This is a genomic window from Sphingobacterium sp. UBA5996, from assembly GCF_002429765.1.
Lineage (GTDB): Bacteria > Bacteroidota > Bacteroidia > Sphingobacteriales > Sphingobacteriaceae > Sphingobacterium.
On the sequence record NZ_DJAS01000007.1, the window covers coordinates 110,008 to 131,535 of the forward strand.

At 48.3% G+C, this 21,528-nt stretch carries 20 protein-coding genes; 15 read left to right on the top strand and 5 right to left on the bottom strand.

Annotation, left to right across the window (positions count from 1 at the left end; translation table 11 throughout):
- Nucleotides 1–15: 15 nt before the first annotated feature.
- From B3E00_RS05085 to B3E00_RS05155, 15 genes are all read left to right on the top strand, one after another.
- Complete coding sequence (locus B3E00_RS05085) at nt 16–1,017, top strand: NAD-dependent epimerase/dehydratase family protein (RefSeq protein WP_293937343.1); 1,002 nt, start codon at nt 16–18, stop codon at nt 1,015–1,017.
- Entirely contained in the window at nt 1,004–1,891 is an 888-nt protein-coding gene (locus tag B3E00_RS05090) for a polysaccharide pyruvyl transferase family protein (protein ID WP_293937346.1), read from the top strand. Before B3E00_RS05085 ends, B3E00_RS05090 begins: the two co-directional genes overlap by 14 nt.
- 13 nt (nt 1,892–1,904) lie before the next feature.
- Nucleotides 1,905–3,362: a lipopolysaccharide biosynthesis protein gene (locus B3E00_RS05095; RefSeq protein ID WP_209577233.1), complete on the top strand. Its 1,458-nt coding sequence runs from the start codon at nt 1,905–1,907 to the stop codon at nt 3,360–3,362.
- Nucleotides 3,363–3,381: 19 nt separating this feature from the next.
- Nucleotides 3,382–4,317, top strand: a complete 936-nt coding sequence (locus B3E00_RS05100; RefSeq protein ID WP_293937349.1) for a capsular polysaccharide synthesis protein — start codon at nt 3,382–3,384, stop codon at nt 4,315–4,317.
- Nucleotides 4,318–4,348: 31 nt separating this feature from the next.
- Nucleotides 4,349–5,224, top strand: a complete 876-nt coding sequence (locus tag B3E00_RS05105) for a beta-1,6-N-acetylglucosaminyltransferase (protein WP_293937351.1) — start codon at nt 4,349–4,351, stop codon at nt 5,222–5,224.
- Nucleotides 5,221–6,099 (top strand): SP_1767 family glycosyltransferase, encoded by an 879-nt coding sequence (locus B3E00_RS05110; protein WP_293937353.1) that lies wholly within the window; start codon nt 5,221–5,223, stop codon nt 6,097–6,099. Before B3E00_RS05105 ends, B3E00_RS05110 begins: the two co-directional genes overlap by 4 nt.
- Nucleotides 6,062–7,117: a glycosyltransferase family 2 protein gene (locus B3E00_RS05115; RefSeq protein ID WP_293937355.1), complete on the top strand. Its 1,056-nt coding sequence runs from the start codon at nt 6,062–6,064 to the stop codon at nt 7,115–7,117. Before B3E00_RS05110 ends, B3E00_RS05115 begins: the two co-directional genes overlap by 38 nt.
- Before the next feature lie 4 nt (nt 7,118–7,121).
- Complete coding sequence (locus tag B3E00_RS05120) at nt 7,122–8,414, top strand: hypothetical protein (RefSeq protein ID WP_293937357.1); 1,293 nt, start codon at nt 7,122–7,124, stop codon at nt 8,412–8,414.
- On the top strand, nt 8,380–9,519 hold the full coding sequence (locus B3E00_RS05125; protein WP_293937360.1) for a glycosyltransferase family 4 protein: 1,140 nt from the start codon (nt 8,380–8,382) through the stop codon (nt 9,517–9,519). Before B3E00_RS05120 ends, B3E00_RS05125 begins: the two co-directional genes overlap by 35 nt.
- Nucleotides 9,516–10,622 carry a glycosyltransferase family 4 protein gene (locus B3E00_RS05130; RefSeq protein ID WP_293937362.1) on the top strand — a complete coding sequence of 369 codons (1,107 nt, stop codon included), beginning with the start codon at nt 9,516–9,518 and terminating at the stop codon, nt 10,620–10,622. The genes B3E00_RS05125 and B3E00_RS05130 overlap by 4 nt, the downstream gene beginning before the upstream one ends.
- Before the next feature lie 32 nt (nt 10,623–10,654).
- On the top strand, nt 10,655–11,767 hold the full coding sequence (locus tag B3E00_RS05135; protein ID WP_293937364.1) for a glycosyltransferase: 1,113 nt from the start codon (nt 10,655–10,657) through the stop codon (nt 11,765–11,767).
- Nucleotides 11,754–12,845: a nucleotidyltransferase family protein gene (locus B3E00_RS05140; RefSeq protein ID WP_293937366.1), complete on the top strand. Its 1,092-nt coding sequence runs from the start codon at nt 11,754–11,756 to the stop codon at nt 12,843–12,845. The genes B3E00_RS05135 and B3E00_RS05140 overlap by 14 nt, the downstream gene beginning before the upstream one ends.
- 56 nt (nt 12,846–12,901) lie before the next feature.
- Entirely contained in the window at nt 12,902–13,696 is a 795-nt protein-coding gene (locus tag B3E00_RS05145; RefSeq protein WP_293887071.1) for a polysaccharide biosynthesis/export family protein, read from the top strand.
- A gap of 6 nt (nt 13,697–13,702) precedes the next feature.
- The gene (locus B3E00_RS05150) at nt 13,703–16,102 is read left to right on the top strand and encodes a GumC family protein (protein ID WP_293937368.1); all 2,400 of its coding nucleotides are present in this window, start codon (nt 13,703–13,705) and stop codon (nt 16,100–16,102) included.
- A 76-nt stretch (nt 16,103–16,178) separates the two neighbouring features.
- Nucleotides 16,179–16,574 carry a hypothetical protein gene (locus B3E00_RS05155; RefSeq protein ID WP_293937371.1) on the top strand — a complete coding sequence of 132 codons (396 nt, stop codon included), beginning with the start codon at nt 16,179–16,181 and terminating at the stop codon, nt 16,572–16,574.
- A 10-nt stretch (nt 16,575–16,584) separates the two neighbouring features.
- On the opposite strand, the gene B3E00_RS05160 is transcribed toward B3E00_RS05155, so the two are convergent.
- The 5 genes from B3E00_RS05160 to B3E00_RS05180 all read right to left on the bottom strand — a co-directional run bounded on the left by B3E00_RS05160 (nt 16,585) and on the right by B3E00_RS05180 (nt 21,483).
- Nucleotides 16,585–18,213, bottom strand: coding sequence for an ABC transporter ATP-binding protein (locus B3E00_RS05160; protein ID WP_293937373.1), 1,629 nt, complete (start codon nt 18,211–18,213; stop codon nt 16,585–16,587).
- Nucleotides 18,214–18,216: 3 nt separating this feature from the next.
- On the bottom strand, nt 18,217–18,486 hold the full coding sequence (locus B3E00_RS05165; protein WP_293937375.1) for a PqqD family protein: 270 nt from the start codon (nt 18,484–18,486) through the stop codon (nt 18,217–18,219).
- Between the two features lie 178 nt (nt 18,487–18,664).
- Complete coding sequence (locus tag B3E00_RS05170; RefSeq protein WP_293937377.1) at nt 18,665–19,576, bottom strand: NAD-dependent epimerase/dehydratase family protein; 912 nt, start codon at nt 19,574–19,576, stop codon at nt 18,665–18,667.
- A 516-nt stretch (nt 19,577–20,092) separates the two neighbouring features.
- Complete coding sequence (locus B3E00_RS05175; RefSeq protein WP_293937379.1) at nt 20,093–20,566, bottom strand: S24/S26 family peptidase; 474 nt, start codon at nt 20,564–20,566, stop codon at nt 20,093–20,095.
- Nucleotides 20,566–21,483, bottom strand: coding sequence for a DUF5106 domain-containing protein (locus B3E00_RS05180; RefSeq protein ID WP_293937381.1), 918 nt, complete (start codon nt 21,481–21,483; stop codon nt 20,566–20,568). Before B3E00_RS05180 ends, B3E00_RS05175 begins: the two co-directional genes overlap by 1 nt.
- Nucleotides 21,484–21,528: the final 45 nt, after the last annotated feature.

A 21,528-nucleotide genomic window follows, 5' to 3' on the forward strand; every position in this document is an offset into this window, starting at 1 on the left:
AAGTAAACACGACAGATGAAAATAGCTTTAATTGGAGGATCCGGTTTTGTGGGAACAAGACTGACCGACCTCTTGCTCCATACCACCGATCACGAAATCGTGATTATAGATAAGGTAATGAGTGAAAAATATCCGCAGTTGACACGTATCGGGAACGTACAGGATCGGGATGCGCTGTGTGCGCTACTTCAGGGGGTACATCAAGTGGTGCTCCTGGCCGCAGAACACCGGGATGACGTTACCCCGATATCAAAATATTATGAGGTGAACGTCAACGGGATGGAAAATACACTTTATGCCATGCAGGCCAATGCAATCACACGCATTGTTTTTACGAGTTCTGTTGCTGTGTATGGACTGGGTAAGGAAAATCCGGATGAAGCCACGGCAGTAGCGCCCTTCAACCATTATGGAAAGAGCAAGCTACAAGCTGAGCAGGTGTTGGAGAAGTGGTACGCAGTGCATGCCGACTGGAACATCCAGGTCGTCCGGCCCACGGTCATTTTTGGCGAGGGCAATCGCGGCAATGTCTATAACCTGTTGCAGCAGATCGCCTCCGGTAAATTTATGATGATCGGAAAAGGAGACAATCAGAAGTCGATGTCCTACATCGGCAATATTGTGGCATTTATTGCCTACCTGATTTCGGACCAATCCACCGGGTACAATCTGTACAATTATGGCGATAAGCCCGATCTCACAACCAATGATCTGGTGTATTATACCGGCAAAGTACTTGGTAAGCATATCCCTACATTACGCATACCCTATTCGCTGGGTCTTATGGGCGGCTACGCTTTTGATGCCCTTGCTTTTATCCTGCGCCGCAAATTGGCAATCAGTTCCGTTCGGGTCCGCAAATTTTGCGCCGTTACGCAGTATGATTCGTCCAAGGCCCTGTCGACCGGATTCCAGCCCCCGTTTGCGTTGCAGGAAGGCCTTCGCCGTACATTAGAAAGCGATTTTTCAGCCTATATAAAAGTCAACAATCAGTTTGCGAGCTATGAAAACAGTTAACCTGATCTACTGGGACGGAAAGAATTTTGGCGATGCGCTTAGCCCTCGTTTGGTCGAAGAGCTGACAGGCCTTCCCGTGCAGTATAAAAGCTGGGATCCTTCGGCGATGGCCCGACTGAAAAATTTGAGTATGCAGCTCATCCGTTTTCGCTTTTCCGCCTTTCACAACATTCTTTGGCCATCGCAGGCCTCCTTGATTGCGGTGGGATCCGTTATCCGCTGGGGCAATCGTAAATCGTCGGTTTGGGGTGCAGGGTTTATGAATGCCGACGATCCATTTGGAGGTGGACGCGTGTATGCCGTCCGCGGCAAATATACCAGTCAGAAGCTGGAGGCCATGGGGTATCCGCGCTGCGATACCTTCGGTGACCCGGCGGTGTTGCTTCCGCTCTGGATTCGGGGCAAGGAAAAGAAGACCAAGCAGCTCGGCGTAATTCCACATTGGAAAGAGGTCGATGCTTTTCGCGAAAAGTTTGGACCCGATATCAATCTAATCGATTTTCGTACGGTCGATGTAGAGCGTATTATCGACGAGATTACAGACTGCGCGTATATCCTCTCCTCTTCCTTGCATGGGCTGATTGTTGCCCACGCCTATGGGATACCGGCATTGTGGATCAAAATGGGCTATATCGATACCGACGGATTTAAGTTTGACGATTATTTTAGTTCTGTTGATATTCCTTCCTACAACGGATTTGAGCAGCTGGATGACATTTTGACCAGCGAAGCGGGGTGGAGGAGCTTGTTTGCCTCCCATTGGGAAAAAGCACACTGTCAGGTAGATCTTAGCGAGCTGCAGCGCCGGCTTTTAGCGGCTTTCCCCCTTCCTTTAAAACCAAAGTACCAGGCGCTGACCAAACAACTGGCTTAATGACCGATTTCACATGGAGCTAAAGAAACAAGTCGCAACGGGAGCAATCTGGGTATTTATGGATCAATTTGGCGTGCAGCTGGTGTCCTTTGTGGTCAACCTGGTGCTGGCCCGCTTGCTGATGCCGGCAGATTTTGGGACGATAGCACTGTTTAATGTGGTGATCAATATATGCTCCGTTTTGATCAACGGCGGAATGAGCAGTAGCCTCGTACGGACGCAATCGGTAGACGAACGCGATCTGTCCACCGTTTTTTGGTTCAATATGGCAACGACAGCCTTATTGTACCTGCTTGTATTTATTGCAGCTCCCTGGATAGGTCAGTTTTATCAGTTACCCATTTTGGGCCCCATCATTCGGGTCTATAGTATTGTGCTCATCATCGACAGCTTTGTGCATGTACAGGCCGTGCTATTTGATAAGAAACTGGATTTTAAAACCACCTTCAAGGTGCGTTTACCCTCGGTCATTGTGGGTGGGTTGGCAGGTATTGGCTTTGCGCTGGCCGGAATGGGGGTGTGGTCATTGGTCTATTCAGCCTTGCTGCAAAATCTGCTGTATACCCTGCAGTATTGGTTTTACAGCGAATGGCGGCCTACCTTTACATTTGACCGCGATAAATTTAACACGCATTTTGCTTTTGGTATCCGGCTGACCCTCTCTGCGCTGCTCAACGTTATTTTCAATAATGTGTATTCCATTGTCATCGGCAAACGATTTTCGGAAACAACCTTGGGCTACTATAACCGGGCCGAGTCGCTGAAAAATCTACCGATCAACAATATTTCGACCGCATTGAACAAGGTAACGTACCCCTTGTTTGCCAAGTTCAGCAACGACGATCAGCAGTTGCGCCATGCCTACCGGCGTGTGCTCAAGCTGGTTATCTTTATCGTCGCCCCTACGATCTCGCTGATGGTCATTGCGGCCGAACCCATTATCAGGCTCTTGCTCGGTGCAAAATGGCTACCTGCGGTCCCTTATTTTCAGCTGATGGCCTTGGGAGCCCTCTTTCAGCCCATTCACAACTACAATCTCAACGTATTGCAGGTCAAAGGACGTTCAGACCTTTATCTCAAGCTCGAAATCATTAAAAAGATCTGCATTGTCGTTGCTGTGGTGGTGGGGTTGCGGTATGGCGTTTATGGTTTAATATGGGGGCAGGTGGCCGTGTCTGTGGCCTCCCTATTTATCAATACCCACTACACGGCCAGGTTTCTTGATTACTCGATGCGCCAGCAGCTGTATGATCTGCTGCCCAGTATATTCCTATCGTGCGCCCTTGGCTGCGCAGTCTGGTGGGGCACCACACTGCTGCCCTATGAGCTCACGGACGGGATGGAAGCCTTCCTGCTTTTCTCCAGTTATATCGTGGCATTTGCAACGGTATGCTGGCTCATTCAATTGGAGGAATACCGTTTTTTTTGCGGCATACTCCGCAGTGTATGGAAAAAACGAATTAAGATTTAACTACTAGCGCACCTATATCATGAAGAAGTCGATCGTAAAAACAGCCTGGAGCATGCTCCGTGAACAGAAGATCTTGCGAAAACACCGCAAGGTGGCTGCTTTCTGGAATCAGATGATCGCGCGGGAAGCGGCCGGGCAGCTCGAACATTTTCCACTTCGGGCCAAGATGGACCTCCCTGCCAATAAAGTGATCTGGCAATATTGGGGACAAGGTACACAGACCGACCGCCTGCCGGATGTCGTCAAGCTCTGCTTTCAGTCGGTGGATACCTACCGGGGCGACTACACCGTCATTCGGGTAGACGATGACACGTTGCCACAGTACCTCGATATACCCGATTTTATAGGGTCAAAACGGAAGGCAGATATCATCAGCCGGACTTTTTTTTCGGATATTATCCGTCTGGCGCTGCTGCAGGTTTATGGCGGTGTGTGGCTCGACGCCACGATTCTATTGACGGATGAGTTGCCCGCCGAGTTTTGTGAACAGGACTATTTCGTGTACCAGCGGGACGCGCAGGAACCCTACACCGATTATTGGAAAAATAGTTATGCCTACTATTGGGGCTGGCACGAAGATCATCAAGTGAAGATGCTCAACAGTATTATTTTCGCCAAGAAAGGGCATGCACTGCTCGGTCAGCTGTGTCAGCTGCTTTTCAATTACTGGAAAGCTGCAGACGGGGCACTCGACTATTTTTTCTTTCAGATTTTGCACGAGCAGCTGCTGCCCGCTGAAAAATCGGCAGGTCAGGGCCTCCATGTGAGTGATGTTTACCCCCATCTCTTGCAGACCAAGCTGTCTGGCGGCAATTACCCAATGGCCTATCCGGATATTTTTTTGCGGACCAGCCTGCACAAGCTAACGTATTTCCCCGAAGATACCATCGCTCAACTCCGGCAGATTCTGCGCCAGACTAAAACGGCAGCGCCCGCTAGAAAGGAGGATAGTTAATATGGACAGGTTAAAACACGCTTACCTTATTTTGGCGCATAACGAGTTTGAGGTCCTCCAAAAATTGGTGCATTGCCTGGACGATAAGCGCAACGACATCTACATCCATTTTGATCAAAAGGTAGCGCAATTGCCCGAGCTCAGCACGCAACATGCGCGGCTTTGTGTATTGCACGCACGTGTTGATGTGCATTGGGGCGATGTTTCTGTGGTGGCGGCAGAATATCGGCTTTTTGAAACCGCTGCTGCACAGCAGCAGTATGCTTACTACCATGTATTGTCGGGCGTAGATCTTCCGCTCAAAAGTCAGGATGAGATTCATGCTTTTTTTGCGGCACATCAGGGGCAGGAGTTCATCGGTTTCCAAAAGGGCAACTGCGACAAGGAGATCGACCGAAAAGTACGGCGGATTCATTTTTATCCAAGCCGATTTAGAGCAGGCAAGGGGATAGCTGCCTACTGGTACCGGGCTGCACGTGCCTTCAGTTTGCGCTTGCAGGGACTGTTTGGCCTATACCGCAACCAAGATGTGATCTTCAAAAAAGGTACCCAATGGGTCAGCGTGACCGATGCATTTGTCCGTTATCTCCTGACCCACAAAAGTGCAGTGCTCAAGATGTATCAACATACCTTCTGTAGCGACGAAATCTTTATCCAGACCCTTTGCTGGAACTCCCGTTTTCGGTTGAAGCGGCACCATACCAACAGCGAATATCACGATTGCCAACGGATGATCGGCTGGCATAAGGGCGAACTGATTGAATGGACCGACGCCGACTTTGATCGCCTGATTGCTTCCGATCTGCTATTTGCCCGCAAGTTTAGCGGAAAGAACATGGCGCTCGTGGATCGGATGGTCGAACGGGTATGTGGTAAACAGACTTCAAATTCAACTGTAGTACAATGAATATAATAAGACGTTGCTATTTGTCCATTCGGTATCGCCTGTTCAGGTTGCTATTGCCTTTTCCAAAGATTCACACCCCTATGGAGACTTTGGATAAGCTGCTCCAGTCCAACCTTTCGATGGCCCGATTTGGCGATGGCGAATTTCATATGATCAATCAGACCGAACACCTGGGTTTTCAGGATATGGACGACGAGCTCTCGCAGCGTCTCCGTGCTATTCTGAGCAGCAACAGTGCGGTATGCATGATCTGCATCCCTTATGGCCTGCGTTCGGTACAACATCTCAATGCGCAGGGAAGTTTTTTCTGGCGGCAATTTGTGGTGTTTCATTACCGAAAATATATCCCTTACTTCAATTACTCGAGGCCCTATTACGATGCCTGTGTGACACGGCCTTATATGGATTGGCAGGATAAATCGCATTGCGGTAGCTTCTTTTCGAAGCTTAAGCAACTCTGGCAGGACAAGCGCATTTTAATTGTCGAAGGTGAGATGAGCCGCCTGGGCGTGGGCAACGACCTGTTTTCAGGGGCATCGGCTATCGGCCGTATTATTACCCTATCGCAGCAGGCCTTTAGCTGTTACGATGCCTTGCTGCTGGAAACGGAGCGCGTAGGCAGAGCCTATGACCTGGTGCTGCTGGCACTTGGCCCCACGGCTACGGTGCTTGCTTATGATCTTTCGCACTTGGGGTTACGCGCGCTGGATATTGGGCATGTGGATATCGAATACGAATGGTTTCTGCAGCGTGCTTCCAAAAAAGTAGCTATCCCCGGCAAATATGTCAATGAGGTCAAGGATGGAAACAAGCAGCATGACCGGGCAGATCAACGGTATGAGCAAGAGATTGTTAGCCGAATTTTTACACCCTAATGTATCCAACACGCATATGATGAAAATTTTACCCTTAGTCAGCATTATCACACCCGTCTATAACGCACAGGACACTCTCGAACGCACGTTACTGTCTTTACGCCGGCAGACCTACGGGCATATCGAATTTATCTGTGTAGACGATGCCAGTAGCGACCTCAGTTTGGCGATGCTCAAGGTTTTTGCCCATGCTGTGGACGGTCGAGAGGGGTTTACAGCCAAAATTATTTCCCATCCGCAAAACAAAGGCGTGTCTGCAGCCCGTAATACGGGGTTGGATCATGCTTCGGGCGAGTTTGTGCTATATGTCGATGCCGATGACAGCCTGGAGACCGATGCGGTAGAAAGTTGTGTGCAAGAAGCCTTGCGTACTGGAGCGGACATTGTATACTTTCAGTGGTGCCTTGCTTTTCAAAACAGCGAGCGTACCATGCAGCAGCCCACATGTGCAACTCCTTTGGAAGCCATACAGGCCATGCTGGCGGGGCGTATGCGCTGGAATCTGTGGTTATTTATGGTGCGTCGGTCGCTTTATGAGGCGTATTCCATCCGCTTTATACCCGGAGCCAATATGGGTGAAGACCTCTTGGTTACGCTAAAATTGTTTGTCCATGCCGCGCACATCTGTTTGCTGGACCGTGTATTGTATCATTACCGGCAGGATAATGCCGGCTCGATCAGCAAAACGTTCTCCACGCAGCATATGCGCGAAGTGGAAACAAATATCGGCGAGGTCGAGCGCTACCTTGGGGCAAGTCAGTATGCATCGGCTATCGGGCCTGGAATCGACTTTCTCAAATTGACAATAAAATTGCCTTTGCTGGTGACGGGGCAAAAATCAGATTATATCCGCTGGACCAACTGGTTTAGCAGTTCCGACCGCTATATCCTGCAAAACCGCTCGGCGTCGCTGCATACACGCCTCTTACAATGGTTTGCCTCCAAACGGCAATATTGGGCAGTACGAATGTATCACCTGCTGTTGATACGGGTTTTCTATGGTATCATCTATAAATAGCGCTATGATAAAAGGATTACTGATTTTTTTTGTTGGCCTGTTGGTCAGCGGCTATTTCTTCTCGTTCGGTTTTACATTTTTACCGCCCAGTGTCAATACCAAAATTATTTTGGCCGGTATTGGGGCACCCTTGCTGTTCGTCCAGCTGTTTCGCGCCCAACGGGTCGAAATTAGCCGGCCGCTGTTTTCGGCGACAGGTTTAGCCCTCGTTTTTTCGCTGGTCTGTTACATCGCTACCGATGTCAACCGCACCGATGACTTTGCCTATGCTACCTACTACCTCAGTTTTGCGATATGGCTTCTTGCGGGTTATACCGTCGTTATGGCCATCCGTCAGGTGCATGGCTATATCAATTTTCATATCCTCACGTATTATCTCGCGGCTGTTTGTCTGGCGCAGTGTATACTGGCCTTATGGATCGATAGCTCGCCGGGGGTGCAGTCGCTGGTCGATCGCTATATCGAGCAGGGGCAGGCTTTCGCTCAGGAGGTAGACCGCCTGTATGGCATCGGTGCTTCCCTAGACAATGCCGGGGTGCGGTTCTCGATCGTTTTGATCATGCTTTCCGCGCTGTTTACACGAGACCTGTTTCAGAAAAAGACCCTATTACTGACGGCCCTTTTATTGATTGTTTTCTTTGCCATCTTTATTCTGGGCAATATTATGGCGCGGACCACGTCCATTGGCGGGGTGATGGGGCTGCTGGCGATGTTTTTTTCCACGGGGCTATTCCACCGTATTATCCGGATAGAGTTTGTCCGTTTTTTTACCGTTCTTACTATTCTGCTGCTGGTGGCTATTCTGATCTCCATGTACTTCTATGCGCACAATGAGCTTTTCCGGGGATATATGCGCTTTGCTTTCGAAGGTTTCTTCAATTATTACGAGACGGGGGAATTTCGAACCGATTCGACCGACAAACTGAGCATGAATATGTGGGTTTGGCCCGACGATACCCGCACCTGGCTCATCGGTACAGGCCTTTTTGACGGCTGGATCTTTAACACCGACATTGGCTATTGCCGTTTTATACTCTATTGTGGTCTCGTTGGATTTAGCGTCTTTGCTGGCTTTTTTATCTTCAATGGATTGTCATTCCTATCCAGATACCGCTATTATAAGCTGTTGTTTCTGTCTTTATTAGCCTTTTCGTTTGTCATCTGGTTTAAGGTCTCTACCGATATATTTCTGATTTATGCCCTATTTTATTGCGTCGAAGGCGTGCAGGGCTCTTTGTTCACTTCCAAATCTACTGTCGAAAATGAAAATAGTCTATTCCATCTTGGGAACGTATAATGCTGGGGGCATGGAGCGTGTACTGGCCAATAAGGCCAACTACCTGGCACGGATGGGGCACGAGCTGACGGTTGTAACCACAGACCAAAAAGCCCGTGTGCCTCATTTTGAGCTCGATCCTTTGATCTGCCAGGTAGACCTTGCGATCAATTATACCGACGATGAGGGACTGGGTATTTTTAGTAAAATGCTTTCCTACAAGCGTCGGCAGCGTATCCATCGCGAACGGCTTGAAGCACTTCTTATGCCCTTAAAGGCCGATATTGTCATTTCCATGTTTGATCACGATGTCAGTTTTCTGCACGACATCACCGATGGGAGTAAGAAAGTCCTTGAGATTCACTTTTCAAGGTTTAAACGGCTGCAGTACGATCGCAAAGGGCTCTGGAAATTAGTAAATACCTGGCGCAGTGCCCATGATCTCACATTGGCGCGGAAATACGATCGTTTTGTGGTGCTCACTCATGAAGACCTGGTCTATTGGAAAGGATTGAAAAATAGTGTCGTTATCCCCAATGCCAATACCTTTTCAGTGCACCAGCGGGCGGCTCTTACCGAGAAACGAGCTATTGCTGTTGGGCGGTTTGATTATCAGAAAGGATTTGACCAGCTGATTGCGATCTGGAAGGATATTCATGCGCGCTGTCCCGACTGGAAGCTCGACATCTATGGGCAGGGGACCTTGAAAGCCGATATGCTGGCCCAGATCCATGCCTTGGGATTGGACGGGCAGATTGCACTCCACGCGCCGGTCAAGCACATTATGGACGCGTATATGCACAGCTCATTAGTCTTGATGAGTTCGCGCTACGAGGGGCTGCCCATGACACTGCTGGAGGCCCAGGCCTGCGGTCTGCCCATGGTCGCCTACGCCTGCAAATGTGGGCCCCGCGATATCATTAAACCCGGTAAGAATGGGTATTTGATCGCCGAAGGTGATGGTGCAGATTTTGCCAATAAGGCCTGCCGGCTGATGGAAAACAATTCGCTGCGGCAGCAGATGGGGCAGGCGGCATGGGAAATGGCCGAAAATTTCGATGAGGAACGTATTATGCGCCAATGGCTCTTATTGTTTGAGCGCTTAGTGAAAGGAGAGAAGCGATGAGCAAAACGATCGTTATTTCTGCTGTCAATCTGGTGGAGGCAGGTCCATTGGCCATCCTCAAGGAATGTTTGGCGTGCCTTTCTGCGCTGGCTCAGTCGGGCGACTACCGCGTTATTGCCCTGGTGTATCGGCGTTCACTGGCCGATTTCCCGCATATCGAATATATAGAAACGCAGTGGCCCAAAAAACGCTGGGTCAACCGCCTCTGGTACGAATATGTATCGATGCGTTCGATATCCAAAGCGATTGGTCCCGTTTACCTCTGGTTCTCGCTGCACGATACCAGTCCATCGGTGATTGCCGAGCGGCGGGCCGTATATTGCCATAATGCTTTCCCTTTTTATCGCTGGAAGGCGCACGATCTATTTTTTGCACCCAAGATCGCGTTGCTTGCGCTCTTCAGTACGTATATCTACAAGCCCAATATTCGGCGCAATAATTATCTGGTGGTGCAGCAGCATTGGTTGCGCAAAGCATTTCATCGGCTGTTTGCAGTGCCTACGGCTCACATTATTGTAGCCCCACCCGAAATGGCGACCCAGCAGGTTGCGGTTTCCCAAAAAGAGGAAGCGCCGGGCAGTTTCACCTTTGTATTTGCCGGGTCCCCCAATAGTCACAAGAATTTTGAAGTGATCTGCCGGGCAGCAGCACTGCTCGAACAGCAGGACACGGTACCCTTTAAAGTACATCTTACGGTGAAGGGCGATGAAAATACATACGCCCAGTGGCTGCATCGCAGGTGGGGACATCTGCAATCCCTGCATTTTATGGGCTTTGTGAGCCGTACGCAGCTCGAAGATTACTATGCCGGCAGCGACTGTCTGATTTTCCCATCAAAGGCCGAGTCCTGGGGACTGCCCATTACCGAGTTTTCCGCTTATGGTAAGCCGATGCTTTTAGCCGATTTACCCTATGCACACGACACGGCGGCAGGGAGTAAATGCGTGTCATTCTTTGATCCCGACGATCCAAAGGCTTTAGCAACACAAATGGGTGCACTGATGCGCGGCGACCGGTCTTTTTTGAAGGCTGTGGCTAAGGAACCATTGGCCCAACCCTTTGCGCTAAACTGGACAGATCTCTTTCATACGCTTTTAAAATAGGAGCTATTCATAAACTGTTAAACGCAAAAAAAATGATGAGAATATTACAACTTGGAAAATTTTATCCCATACGCGGCGGTGTAGAGAAAGTGATGTACGACCTGATGCTCGGTTTATCCGAAAGCGGAGTATGCTGTGATATGCTTTGCGCATCGACCGAAGATCACCCTGCCGCCGAAATACAGGTAAATCCCTATGCGCGGTTATTTGTTGTGCATACCTCCGTTAAAATTGCAGGCACCATGTTGGCTCCGGCAATGATCGCCAAACTCAGGAATATTGCTGGGCAATATGATATCATTCACATTCACCATCCCGATCCGATGGCCAGTCTGGCGCTTTACCTGTCGGGCTATCGGGGGCGGGTTGTGTTGCATTGGCATTCGGATATTTTAAAACAAAAGAACCTGCTCAAATTGTATAAGCCCTTACAGAATTGGCTGATCAACAGAGCCGAACAGATTGTGGGTACCACCCCCGTTTATGTCGAGCAGTCGCCCTTTTTACAACAGGTAAAGGCCAAAATCGACTTTATTCCCATCGGTGTCAACCCGATAGGCTACGACGGGGCAGCCGTTGCAGCACTCAAAAGCCGCTATCCGGGCAAGACCATTATCTTTTCCCTGGGTCGGCTTGTGGAGTACAAGGGCTATGCCTACCTCATCCAGGCGATGCAGCAGCTGGATGCGCGTTTTCACCTGATCATTGGTGGTAAGGGGCCGCTGGAGGAGCCGCTTCATCAGCTTATCGCAGACCTCAACCTGCAGGACCGCATCAGTATGGTTGGCTTTGTGTCCGATGATGACATTCCGACCTATTTTGGCGCTGCCGATATCTTTTGCCTGAGTTCCATCTGGAAAACCGAGGCTTTTGCCATTGTGCAGATCGAGGCCATGTCTTGCGGCAAACCCATTGTGTCGACCGCAATACCGGGCTCCGGTGTCAGCTGGGTCAACCAAGATCAGGTATCGGGACTCGTCGTTGCACCCGAAAATGCAACAGCGCTGGCTGCAGCCATTCAGCAGATCGGAACCGATTCTTGGTCTTATCAAACCTATGCCGAGGGGGGACGGAAGAGGTATCTAGCAAATTTTACACGCGAGAAAATGATCGCAAAATGTAGGAGGATTTATGAAAAATACTAAAATTCAAGCGGCCTTCTTGTTCCTCTTGCGCAGCGGACTTTGGGGCAAGAAACAGCAACATAACGAAAAGCAGTTCTTTCCCTTATCCGATGCGGAGTGGAGCGGGCTCTATCGCCGGGCGAACGAGCAGACCGTCCAAGGGATTGTTTACGACGGACTTTTGTGCCTAGACAAGGACCATTTGCCGCCGCGTCAGCTGCAGATCAAATGGTCGGTGCAGATTGACCGGATCGAACGGAGCCATCGCCGTACCAATAGCCAGATTGCCGAGCAGTATGCCTTTTTCAAAAAGCGTAAACTCAGTCCACTGCTGTTGAAGGGGCAGGGCGTCGCGGAGAGCTACCGCTTTCCCGAACATCGCGTCTGTGGCGATATCGACTGGTATTTTGAAACCACGCGCCAGTGTACCCTGGCAGGCCTCCATCTCATCAAAAACCGCATCCCTCGCGTCCATGTTGGCGGGCAGGTGTATCGTTGGACAGCAAGTGAAATGGATCTGCATGACCGGCTTTTCGATCTCCACAATCCTTTTTGCAAGCGATTATTGAACCAGTACAGGAAGGATTTCCCCGATACCACCCTGTCTATATCCGGGCAGGACGTCGCCGTGTTGGCGCCACAGGTTCAAGTTGTTCAGGTGACGGCACATATTCTCAAGCATTCCCTGGCTTTTGGCATTGGGCTTCGTCAATTCTGCGACCTGGCGGCACTTTATCACCGTTACCGGCACCTGCTGGATGGCGTGCGGTTAGAGCAGCTTTACCGCAGGATCGGCCTGTTGCGCTGGATTGCTCCGGTGCATCAGTTTTTGGTCAATGAGCTTGGCTTGGCAAAAGACAAACTTCCGTTTACCAGCCCTGCTGGCGGCTCCGGAATGGATATCCTTCAGGAAGTGTGGCAGAGCGGCAACTTTGGTTTTTACGATGAAGCTTATGTACAACGTATTGACGGCACTTTTTTGGCGCGTAAAGGACGTACCGAAGCCATACTGCGACGTATTGTCCGCTATTTTCCCTACGTTCCGAAAGAAGCTTTCTGGTTCCCGATTATTCATTTTTTAAACCGACGCGGCGCATAATCCAATTTAGAAGCCGCGTACGGCATATGCATATAAAAACAAACGATTATTACGATATGAAAAGACAAATTTTAGCAATGATTTTACTTGGTGTTAGCCTACTGAGTTCGTGCATGTCACCCAAGAAAGTGGTCTATGTCAATGACATGGTACCCAATATAGCCTACCGGGCGCTGGAAGTACCGATGTTAAAATTACAGCAGAGCGATCGGCTTAGCATTACCGTGAGTGCGAAAAATCCTGAGCTCGCCGCACCTTTCAATGTGATGGGCGGTAGCTACACGGTTGTAGAGAAAGAAAATAGCTTGAGTGGCGGCTCGGCCGGTAGCGGCGGTCCAAGTTACCTCATTGATCAGCAGGGCAATATTACCTTTCCGATCCTGGGCAACCTGCACCTCGAAGGGTTGACGCTGGAGCAGGTCCGCGATCTGCTGTCGCAGCGCTTGTCCGACGGTGGCTATATCAAAGATGCCATTGTGAAAGTCGAACTGCTCAATCTTAAGGTCAACGTGATGGGCGAAGTCAACCGTGTAGGCATTATCGATGTGCCCGACTCGCGTATCAATTTGCTTGAAGCCATTTCTAAAGCTGGCGGACTCACCCGCAATGCGGCTTCAGACCGTGTAACGGTCATTCGTGAAGAAAATGGCGTCCGAAAAAAGATGCTGACCAATGTGGGGTCGCAGGATATTTTTGATTCCCCGGCGTACTACCTGCAGCAAAATGATATTGTGTATGTAGAGCCTATCGCTGCGGAGAATACGCCCCGCGAAGATCGGAGCTGGCGCTTCACCACCATTGCTACTGGTATCGTTACCGTGATCTTGACCGCCATAAACTTGCTTAAATAGTCAACGATGAAAACAACACACTATAATCAGTTACAGAAAGACAAATCGATCAATGTGCTGGATGTTTTGGCACATCTGCTCTACCATTGGAAATGGTTTGCACTGTCCATTCTTGTTTTTGGGTCGTACTACTATTATCAGTATGCCAAATCACCGTTTATCTACCGCAGTGCCGAAACGATTATCATCAAAACACCGATGAATACCCCGCGTACGGCACGCATCTCGCGCACCAATGAAGCCTATAATTCCATTAGCGTGGCCAGTGAGATCCTGCAGCTCAAGTCGAAAGAATTGATGCGGCAGACGGTTACCCGTATCGGGGCCGAGATGAGTTATTCGGTTGCCGCAGGATTGCGACGCAACGAGCTTTACACGGCTAGCCCGATCAAGGTGAGCGTTCCCCATACAAAGCCTGAGGATTCCTTTTCTTTTACGGTCACACCAGTTGGCGGTACGGAAGTATTGTTGAGCAATTGGAGCCACGGTGAAGCCACGTTGGAGGTGAAAGCCACCTTAGGCAAACCGGTTAATACCCCCCTTGGGCAGGTTACGGTGCAGTCGGCCCTAACCCCCGGCAAAGCACTTCCGGAGCAAGAGATCAAGGTAGAGAAGTTTGCGCTGGAGCGTATGGTTAATTATTTTATCTCGACCATTACCATTACCCAGATGGAAGAAGATGCCTCCCTGCTGCAGGTTGTTGCAGAGGATACCAATCCGCTGCGTGCCACCGCCCTTATTGGGGAGATGATCAATGTGTACAATGAAGTCGCCTTGCAGGACAAAAACCAGATTGGCGTAAACACCGCTAATTTTATTCGGGAGCGGCTGGCCATCATTGAGCAGGAACTGGGTTCCGTGGAATCAAATATTGAAAATCTGCGGACACAAAATCAGGGTATGGATGCGTCCACGGTGGGCACAGCCTATTTTGAAGACAGCCGATTGTATCAGGCCGAGCGCAGCAAAGTAGAGACCGATATCAACCTTGCGCAGATGATGCGCGGCTATCTGGCCGACGGCAGTAAGAAAAATGAGCTGATTCCAAACAATACCGGACTGGTAGATGCCAATGTAGAAACCCAAATCAACGATTACAACACGACCTTGCTTCGTCGCAACCGCCTTATTGAAGGCAGCAGTGATGCCAATCCGGTGGTTCAGGATCTGGACCGGGCCTTGCAGTCCATGCGCGGCAATATCGGGCGGGCAGTAGACAACGCCATCGGCGGATTAAGGATCAAGGCCGGCAATATGAAGAAAGAAGAGCAAGCTGCACGCGGCAAAGCGATGCAGGTACCGCAAAAGCAACGGGTGATGCTCTCTGTAGAGCGGCAGCAAAAAGTAAAAGAAGAACTTTATCTGTATTTGCTGAACAAGCGCGAGGAGAATGCCATTAACCAGGCCATGACCGAAGACAACATCCGCGTTATCGATCCAGCCATTGTGACGTACGATCCCGTTGCCCCGAGCAAGATGCGCAAGTTGGGCTTAGGGATGGGCATAGGCCTGATATTGCCCGCGATTGTGATTATGACCCTGTCCATTCTCGACACCGGTGTTCGGCGTCGGCAAGATATCGAGGAAGCCATTGATGTACCGCTGTTGGGCGAAATTCCATTGGTCAACAATCGGCGTTTATCGCAGCACAACATTTTGGTGAGCGGTATGGGCAGAGACCCCCTCACGGAGGCTTTCCGCATCCTGCGGACCAATATGAGCTTTATGTCGCGGGAGGGTAAGCATCCGCAGACCATTACCCTGACCTCCTTTATTCCGGGCGTGGGGAAAACCTTTACGTCGCTGAATCTATCCAGCACCTTATCTTTTTTAAATAAAAAAGTGATCGTTGTGGATATGGATCTGCGTAAGGGAACATTGAGTGACCGCATGGGCATTATACACGGCAAGGGCCTGAGCCACTATCTTTCCGACATCAACCTCGAACTGGACGCCATTATCCATTACAATTTGCATGGTGAAAACGTAGATTATATCTCCATTGGCATGGAGGCACCCAATCCAGTAGAGCTCTTGCTGAGCAAGCGGCTGGACCAGTTGATTGCCGATTTGCGTAGCCGCTATGATTACATTATCATCGATGGCGTACCCACTGGCATTGTTGCCGATGCCACAGTGGTAGACCGTGTTTCTGACCTGACTTTATTTGTTATCCGGGCAGGTAAAATGGATAAGCGGCAGTTGCCGGAGATCCAAAAAATCTATGCCGAGAAGCGACTTTCCAATCTGGCCATTATTCTGAATGGCCTCAAGTTGGGGCAGTCCGGTTACGGTTATGGCTACGGTTACGGCTATGGGTATGGCCGGGATGAGCGAAAAAATGGCTTGGGTAAACTGCTTCGTTCCATTCGAAATAGCTTTACCGGCAGCAAAAAGCACCGATAAATATGCGCGCCGCGACCGTACCCTACCGGTCGGTTGCGGCTTTTTAGCACATTAGACAGTAAGAGAAACCATGCTAATGAAAGATAGAAGAGCATTTATGTTACAAGTTGCCCGTGAAGTGCTCACGGGGCGGATTTCTGTTGAAGAAGCCATGCAGCGAAGTAAGGTCAAAGATAAGCGTACCATTGTGAGCTGGCTGAAACGCGCGATGAAAGAGCATCCGGCGGAGCAAGAACTCGACCTGACGCTCGATACGGATTGCTGTGCAGCCGATATCAGCAGTAAGTCGACCGAAGAAAAAATCACAAAACTCGAATCCGAACTGGCGGGTGCCAAGCAGCGAAATGTAGAGATGCTGCATTTTCAGCAGATTTTGACCAATAAAATTAACGATCTTGAAGTATTGATCCATTATGCAGAAGAGACCTATCAGATCGATATTCTTCCGCGCAAACAGAAGAAAGCCAAATGACTGCGCTGTTTTAATCCAGGTAAATGCGCTGCTGGCACCGCTCTGCCAAATGAAGGTCGTGTGTTACAAAAAGGCATAATTTATTTTTGCCATACTCCAATAGGCGCTGTATCAGTGCATCCGCGGTTGTGCGGTCTAAGGCCGAAGTGACCTCATCGAAGAGCCAAATATCGCCGTCATGCATCAGGCCACGCGCGATAGCAATGCGCTGCGCCTGTCCTTCCGATAGGCCGATACCAGACTCGCCGATGTGGGTATTTATACCATCGGGGAGATCAAAGACAAATTCAGCCCCAGCAATGCGCAACGCTTCCTGCATATCCAGGGGACTATTTTCGTTGGCGTGTAGCATTATATTTTCACGAATTGTGCCGCTAAAGAGCGAATTGCCCTGCGGGATATACGCAAAATTGATGCGGTGGCTGGCAGACAGCGGCCTTTCGCCATCCCCATCCCGAAGTGTAATCTGTCCCTTTTCCGCTTTCAGTAGTGCAAGCAGCAACCGGATCAAGGTTGTTTTCCCCTTTCCACTAGGCCCGATAATGGCGGTAGGTTCCCCTGCTTTCAGGGAAAGATTTAAATTTTGCAACACCCATTTATCTTCATAGCGGAACGAGAGATCGTTTATGCGGAGCTCCTGCGTATGCTGCAGGCGTTGCTGTGGCACTTGCGGTTCCATTTCACCCGCCTGCAGTTCCAGTAGTCGATCCGCGGAGACGCGGAACCTGACAAAGCCCGGAATATAGGCGATCAATGCAAGTATAGGCGACTGTATGCGCGCAACCAATTGGAGGAATGCGGTCATTGTACCAAATGAAATCAGGCCCGATTGCAGGCGATAGATGCCCCAGATAAAGGCGATGAGATACCCTGCGTTCATGGCCACTTTCATAGCGCCCTGTGTGTACGTGGAGAAGTTGATCTGGCGCATTTTTAGCGCGAAAAGTTGCGCCTGGCTCTCGGTCAATTTTGCCCTTCTTTTCGGAAAAGCGCTCATTGCCCGTATGAGCAGCCGAAAGCGTAGATTTTCCTGCAGCACGTTCGCGAAGTTACTTTCCTCCGCTTTGACTTCCTGGCTGAGCTTTCGCATTTTGCGGAAATAAAGCTTCGAAAAGACAAAGAGCGGTGATATGGCCAGGATCATCAGGGCCAGCATCGGATCCATATACCATAGAAATCCGACCGAGGCCAGTAGCTGGATTGCCGTTAATACAAAAGACAGTAGCGTATTGGCGATGGTATTGGCCACTTCCTCGCAGTCCGTCTGAATACGGATCTGTATATCGCCCGTATGCCAGTTTTTGATCAGCTTCCATACGGAGAGCATTTGTGCGTCGAGCATGTGGCGCTGCAGTTCGAGCGTCAGCATCAGTTTGATGCGCTCCATCAGTCGCCCGGAATAACCTTTGATGCCAACGTTAAGGGCAATGGTGGCTATAATGCCGATCAGCAGCCATTTTAGCGGAAGCTGACCCGGCATCGTTGCCGTATCGACCGCTTTTTTGGATAAGTACACAAAGAGCAAGGAGAGGACGATGCAGATCAGCTCCAATATAAAATAAAGCGACAGGCGGCTTCGATATCCTTTGCTGATGGACCATGCCCAGTGCAGGTGCTGTTTCAGGCTGCTGCTGATCATTTGCTATTCTTCGAGCAATCCCTGTTTTCGGAAATCCTGGAGTAACACTGCTGCATCAGATGCAGCCTGATCTTTACTGACCTCATAATTTTCAAGGAGTAAGTCTACGATGGTGTCCGTATCAAAATCTTTTCCTTTGAGTTCTTCCCAAAGCCAGGCCGCCGAACTGTTGAGTGTATATACCGTTGACAGGTCTACCATGTCCTGGCTGGGGTCAACTATCAAATGATCTGAACCTATGGTTCTTAAAATTAAATCTGATCTTAATTTCATACTATTTAACTCTTATAATAAGTGATAGCGCTATGTTGGCTATATTCTCAAACATAAATAAATTGTGCCTTAAATACANNTGTATTTAAGGCACAATTTATATTTTTTTATATTTTATTTCAGCGGTTTGCTGTAATGTCTGTATGCATGTAAAGCACGATCTTGCTGATGAATCATTTTACTGTTGCTTCAATGCCCTGATGGTTTCACGCAAACCTTCCTTTGCTGTTTTTGGCAAACGTTCGATTGCAAGTTCAACTTTTATTTTTTTATTTGAAACCACCAGATTACTGGTTAGTTTTTTTAGCCGCCAGGTATTCAATGGAAATACGCTACTGCGGTCACCAATTTTTGATAAAAATGAAATGATACGTTTTGGTAGCGGAAAACAAGGGATTTTTAAGCCTGTTTCCTGTTTCATGATATTTACGATTTCATTTGACGATAAGGTTTCATCGTCGGACAGGTGATAGATTCCTGAATTGATCTTTTCATGCTGTAAAAGAATCTGTTCGACGAAGAAGCAGAAATTATCAACGGACAGAAAAGAGCGTTTATTTTTAAATCGGACCAGCGGATAAGGAATTCCTTTGCTGACTATCGAAAATAACTGTTTTAAATTACCTTTATCGCCTGCACCGTGTACCATGGGAGGACGCAAGATAATCAGTTTCTTGTCTGCAGGCAACTTCTGGCTCAACAGCCATTCTTCGGCCGCTTGTTTAGATCTACCGTAAGGTGAGACGGAGTTATACGAAGCATTTTCCGAGAGGGATTTGGCCGATTCTACCTCTTCAATCGCTGCGAGGGAGCTGATATGTATAAGTAACTTCGCCTGGGAGGAAATAAATAGGCTAAATGCTTTTTTTGCCAGCTCAAAGTTTGCAAAGAAGAAATCATCTTCCGTTGCCTTCCCCGTAAAATCGTGTGCTTTGCCTACTAAATTGATAATGCAGTCGGTTGGAAAATTCTCTTTCGACCAACTTAGATCTCTCATGGAAACAAATTCACATTGAATTGGATCCTTGAGTTTCTTCTTTAAATGACTTCCTAAGAAGCCGCTACTTCCTCCTAAAACTAATACTTTCATGCTATTCAACCTCTTAATTCATTATGCTGTTAAATGCTAATTACCGCTAAATGAAAAAAAACACCATGCAAAACTTGATATGACCTTTTGAAAATTCTTTTCTTACACTTTCTAATAAACAATTTGTCGTTATGGCTTAAGATTATTTAACAATCTAGACCCAATATAGAGTAGAAATAATAGATTAACACATTGCATATTGTGGTACGTAATATCTGTTAACTAAATTTCTTCCCTCATAATTATAGTTAGTATAATCGATGCAAATATACATTTAATAATTTATAATTATTTACTCAACGTTAAATCTATCCAAAATGCTACACTACTTTTGGATTTTTTTATAATACATTGGTTATTAGTGTTTTTTGTTTCGTCTAGTTGATGCGTTAGTCGTAACTCCTATGTTTTATGTTTTATTCGGAAATATAATTGATTAAGAACAACTAAAACGCGTAAAAGTTTTATTAAAATTGTTTTATTCGTGGAATCGCATGGGATGTAATAAATTTAAGCTTAATTCTTTAGAGTAAGCGATTTAAATTTTATCAGTATGCGGCGAAGCAAACGGATATGATACCAGGCCAAGCCCCGTAGCCTTGGCCACGTGCTGTGGATTGGTATTGCTCCCTCTTTATCCTTTGGATAATGCATATAGGCAACTGCGATGATGTCGGATTCCGCTATGTATTCGTGGAGGACAAGATTCCCATCCCCGGCCAATACATATTGGCCCTTTTTCTTTGCTACCAAGCGGTGAAAGACAAATTTTCCCTTGTCTTTGGCGAGTATATTACTGCCCAGTGGGAGCGGTTGCCCCTGGTAGGCCCGTAGCATGACCGTATCTCCGTCATCTATAAATGGACGCATACTTTGCCCCTTAATGCGGATGCGTACTTCTTTGCCTTCCTGCAGCATCCGCTGCACTTCAGCGAAATAATCTGCGTTGGAGACAATTTTTGATTTACTTTTTCCGGTCTGGTCTTCCATTACTTCTTGGTATTGACAAAATACTGAATTACGGGTTCCAAATAAGTATCTTTCAATATGACTTTTTTGTTTTCATCCAAAAGATAGATCGTTGGCGATGCTTTGAGGTCGTATAGGTTGGCCGACAAAATCTGGCGATCAGTATCCAATCCATTGATCCATTGATACGACAACTCCGATTGGTACTGTTTCCATTTGCTGCGGTCACCCCAGGGGTCTATGGCCAACACCTGTATCTGCAGCTGTGTAAACAGCTGAACGAGCTGCGGATTGTCCCGAAGCTGGTGGATTGTTTCTTTACAATGCGAACAGTCCGGATCGTAGAACATTAACAGCATAAATTTTGCATCCGTCTCCGACAGCTTTTGCTTTTGACCATTGGGCAGTTCAAAGCTGAAGTCGGTTGCTGTATGTCCAACGTTATTTTGGCGTACGAGTGTATAGATTGGGCGGTAAGCCTCTTTTTCCAGATCAGTGAGCCTATCTGTGCTGATCAGGTAGCGCAATACCGATTCATAAGCCCTATCGTTGCGCATGGGCGAATTGCCATCATACAGGTAGTGTTCGTATTGTTTAATGAAATAGTCAAAACTGGTACGGTTGACTTTGGCTTTGTCGAGCATCATCGCCACCGCCTTATCCCGCGTGGCCGAGTCAGGCGTTTTTGTCAAAAGCCCCAGAAAATCGGCCAATTGCTGTTCCCCTTTTTCCGGATTCTTGACCAGAACCGTATCCTGCATGTCAAATTGATCCCAAAAATGAAACAAGGCGCTATCTGCCGCACTGATCGATGTTACATTTTGGGCGCCTGCTTCCTTCTTTTCCTTGTTGTTACCCGTACAGGACCAGGATAATAGGAGTGCGCTCATCGCTAGGAAGAGTGCGGTCGATATACGTTTAAAATTAATCCTTTCCATGTATTTTAATCCCAATGCTATAACCGTTTAATACAATATAATCAT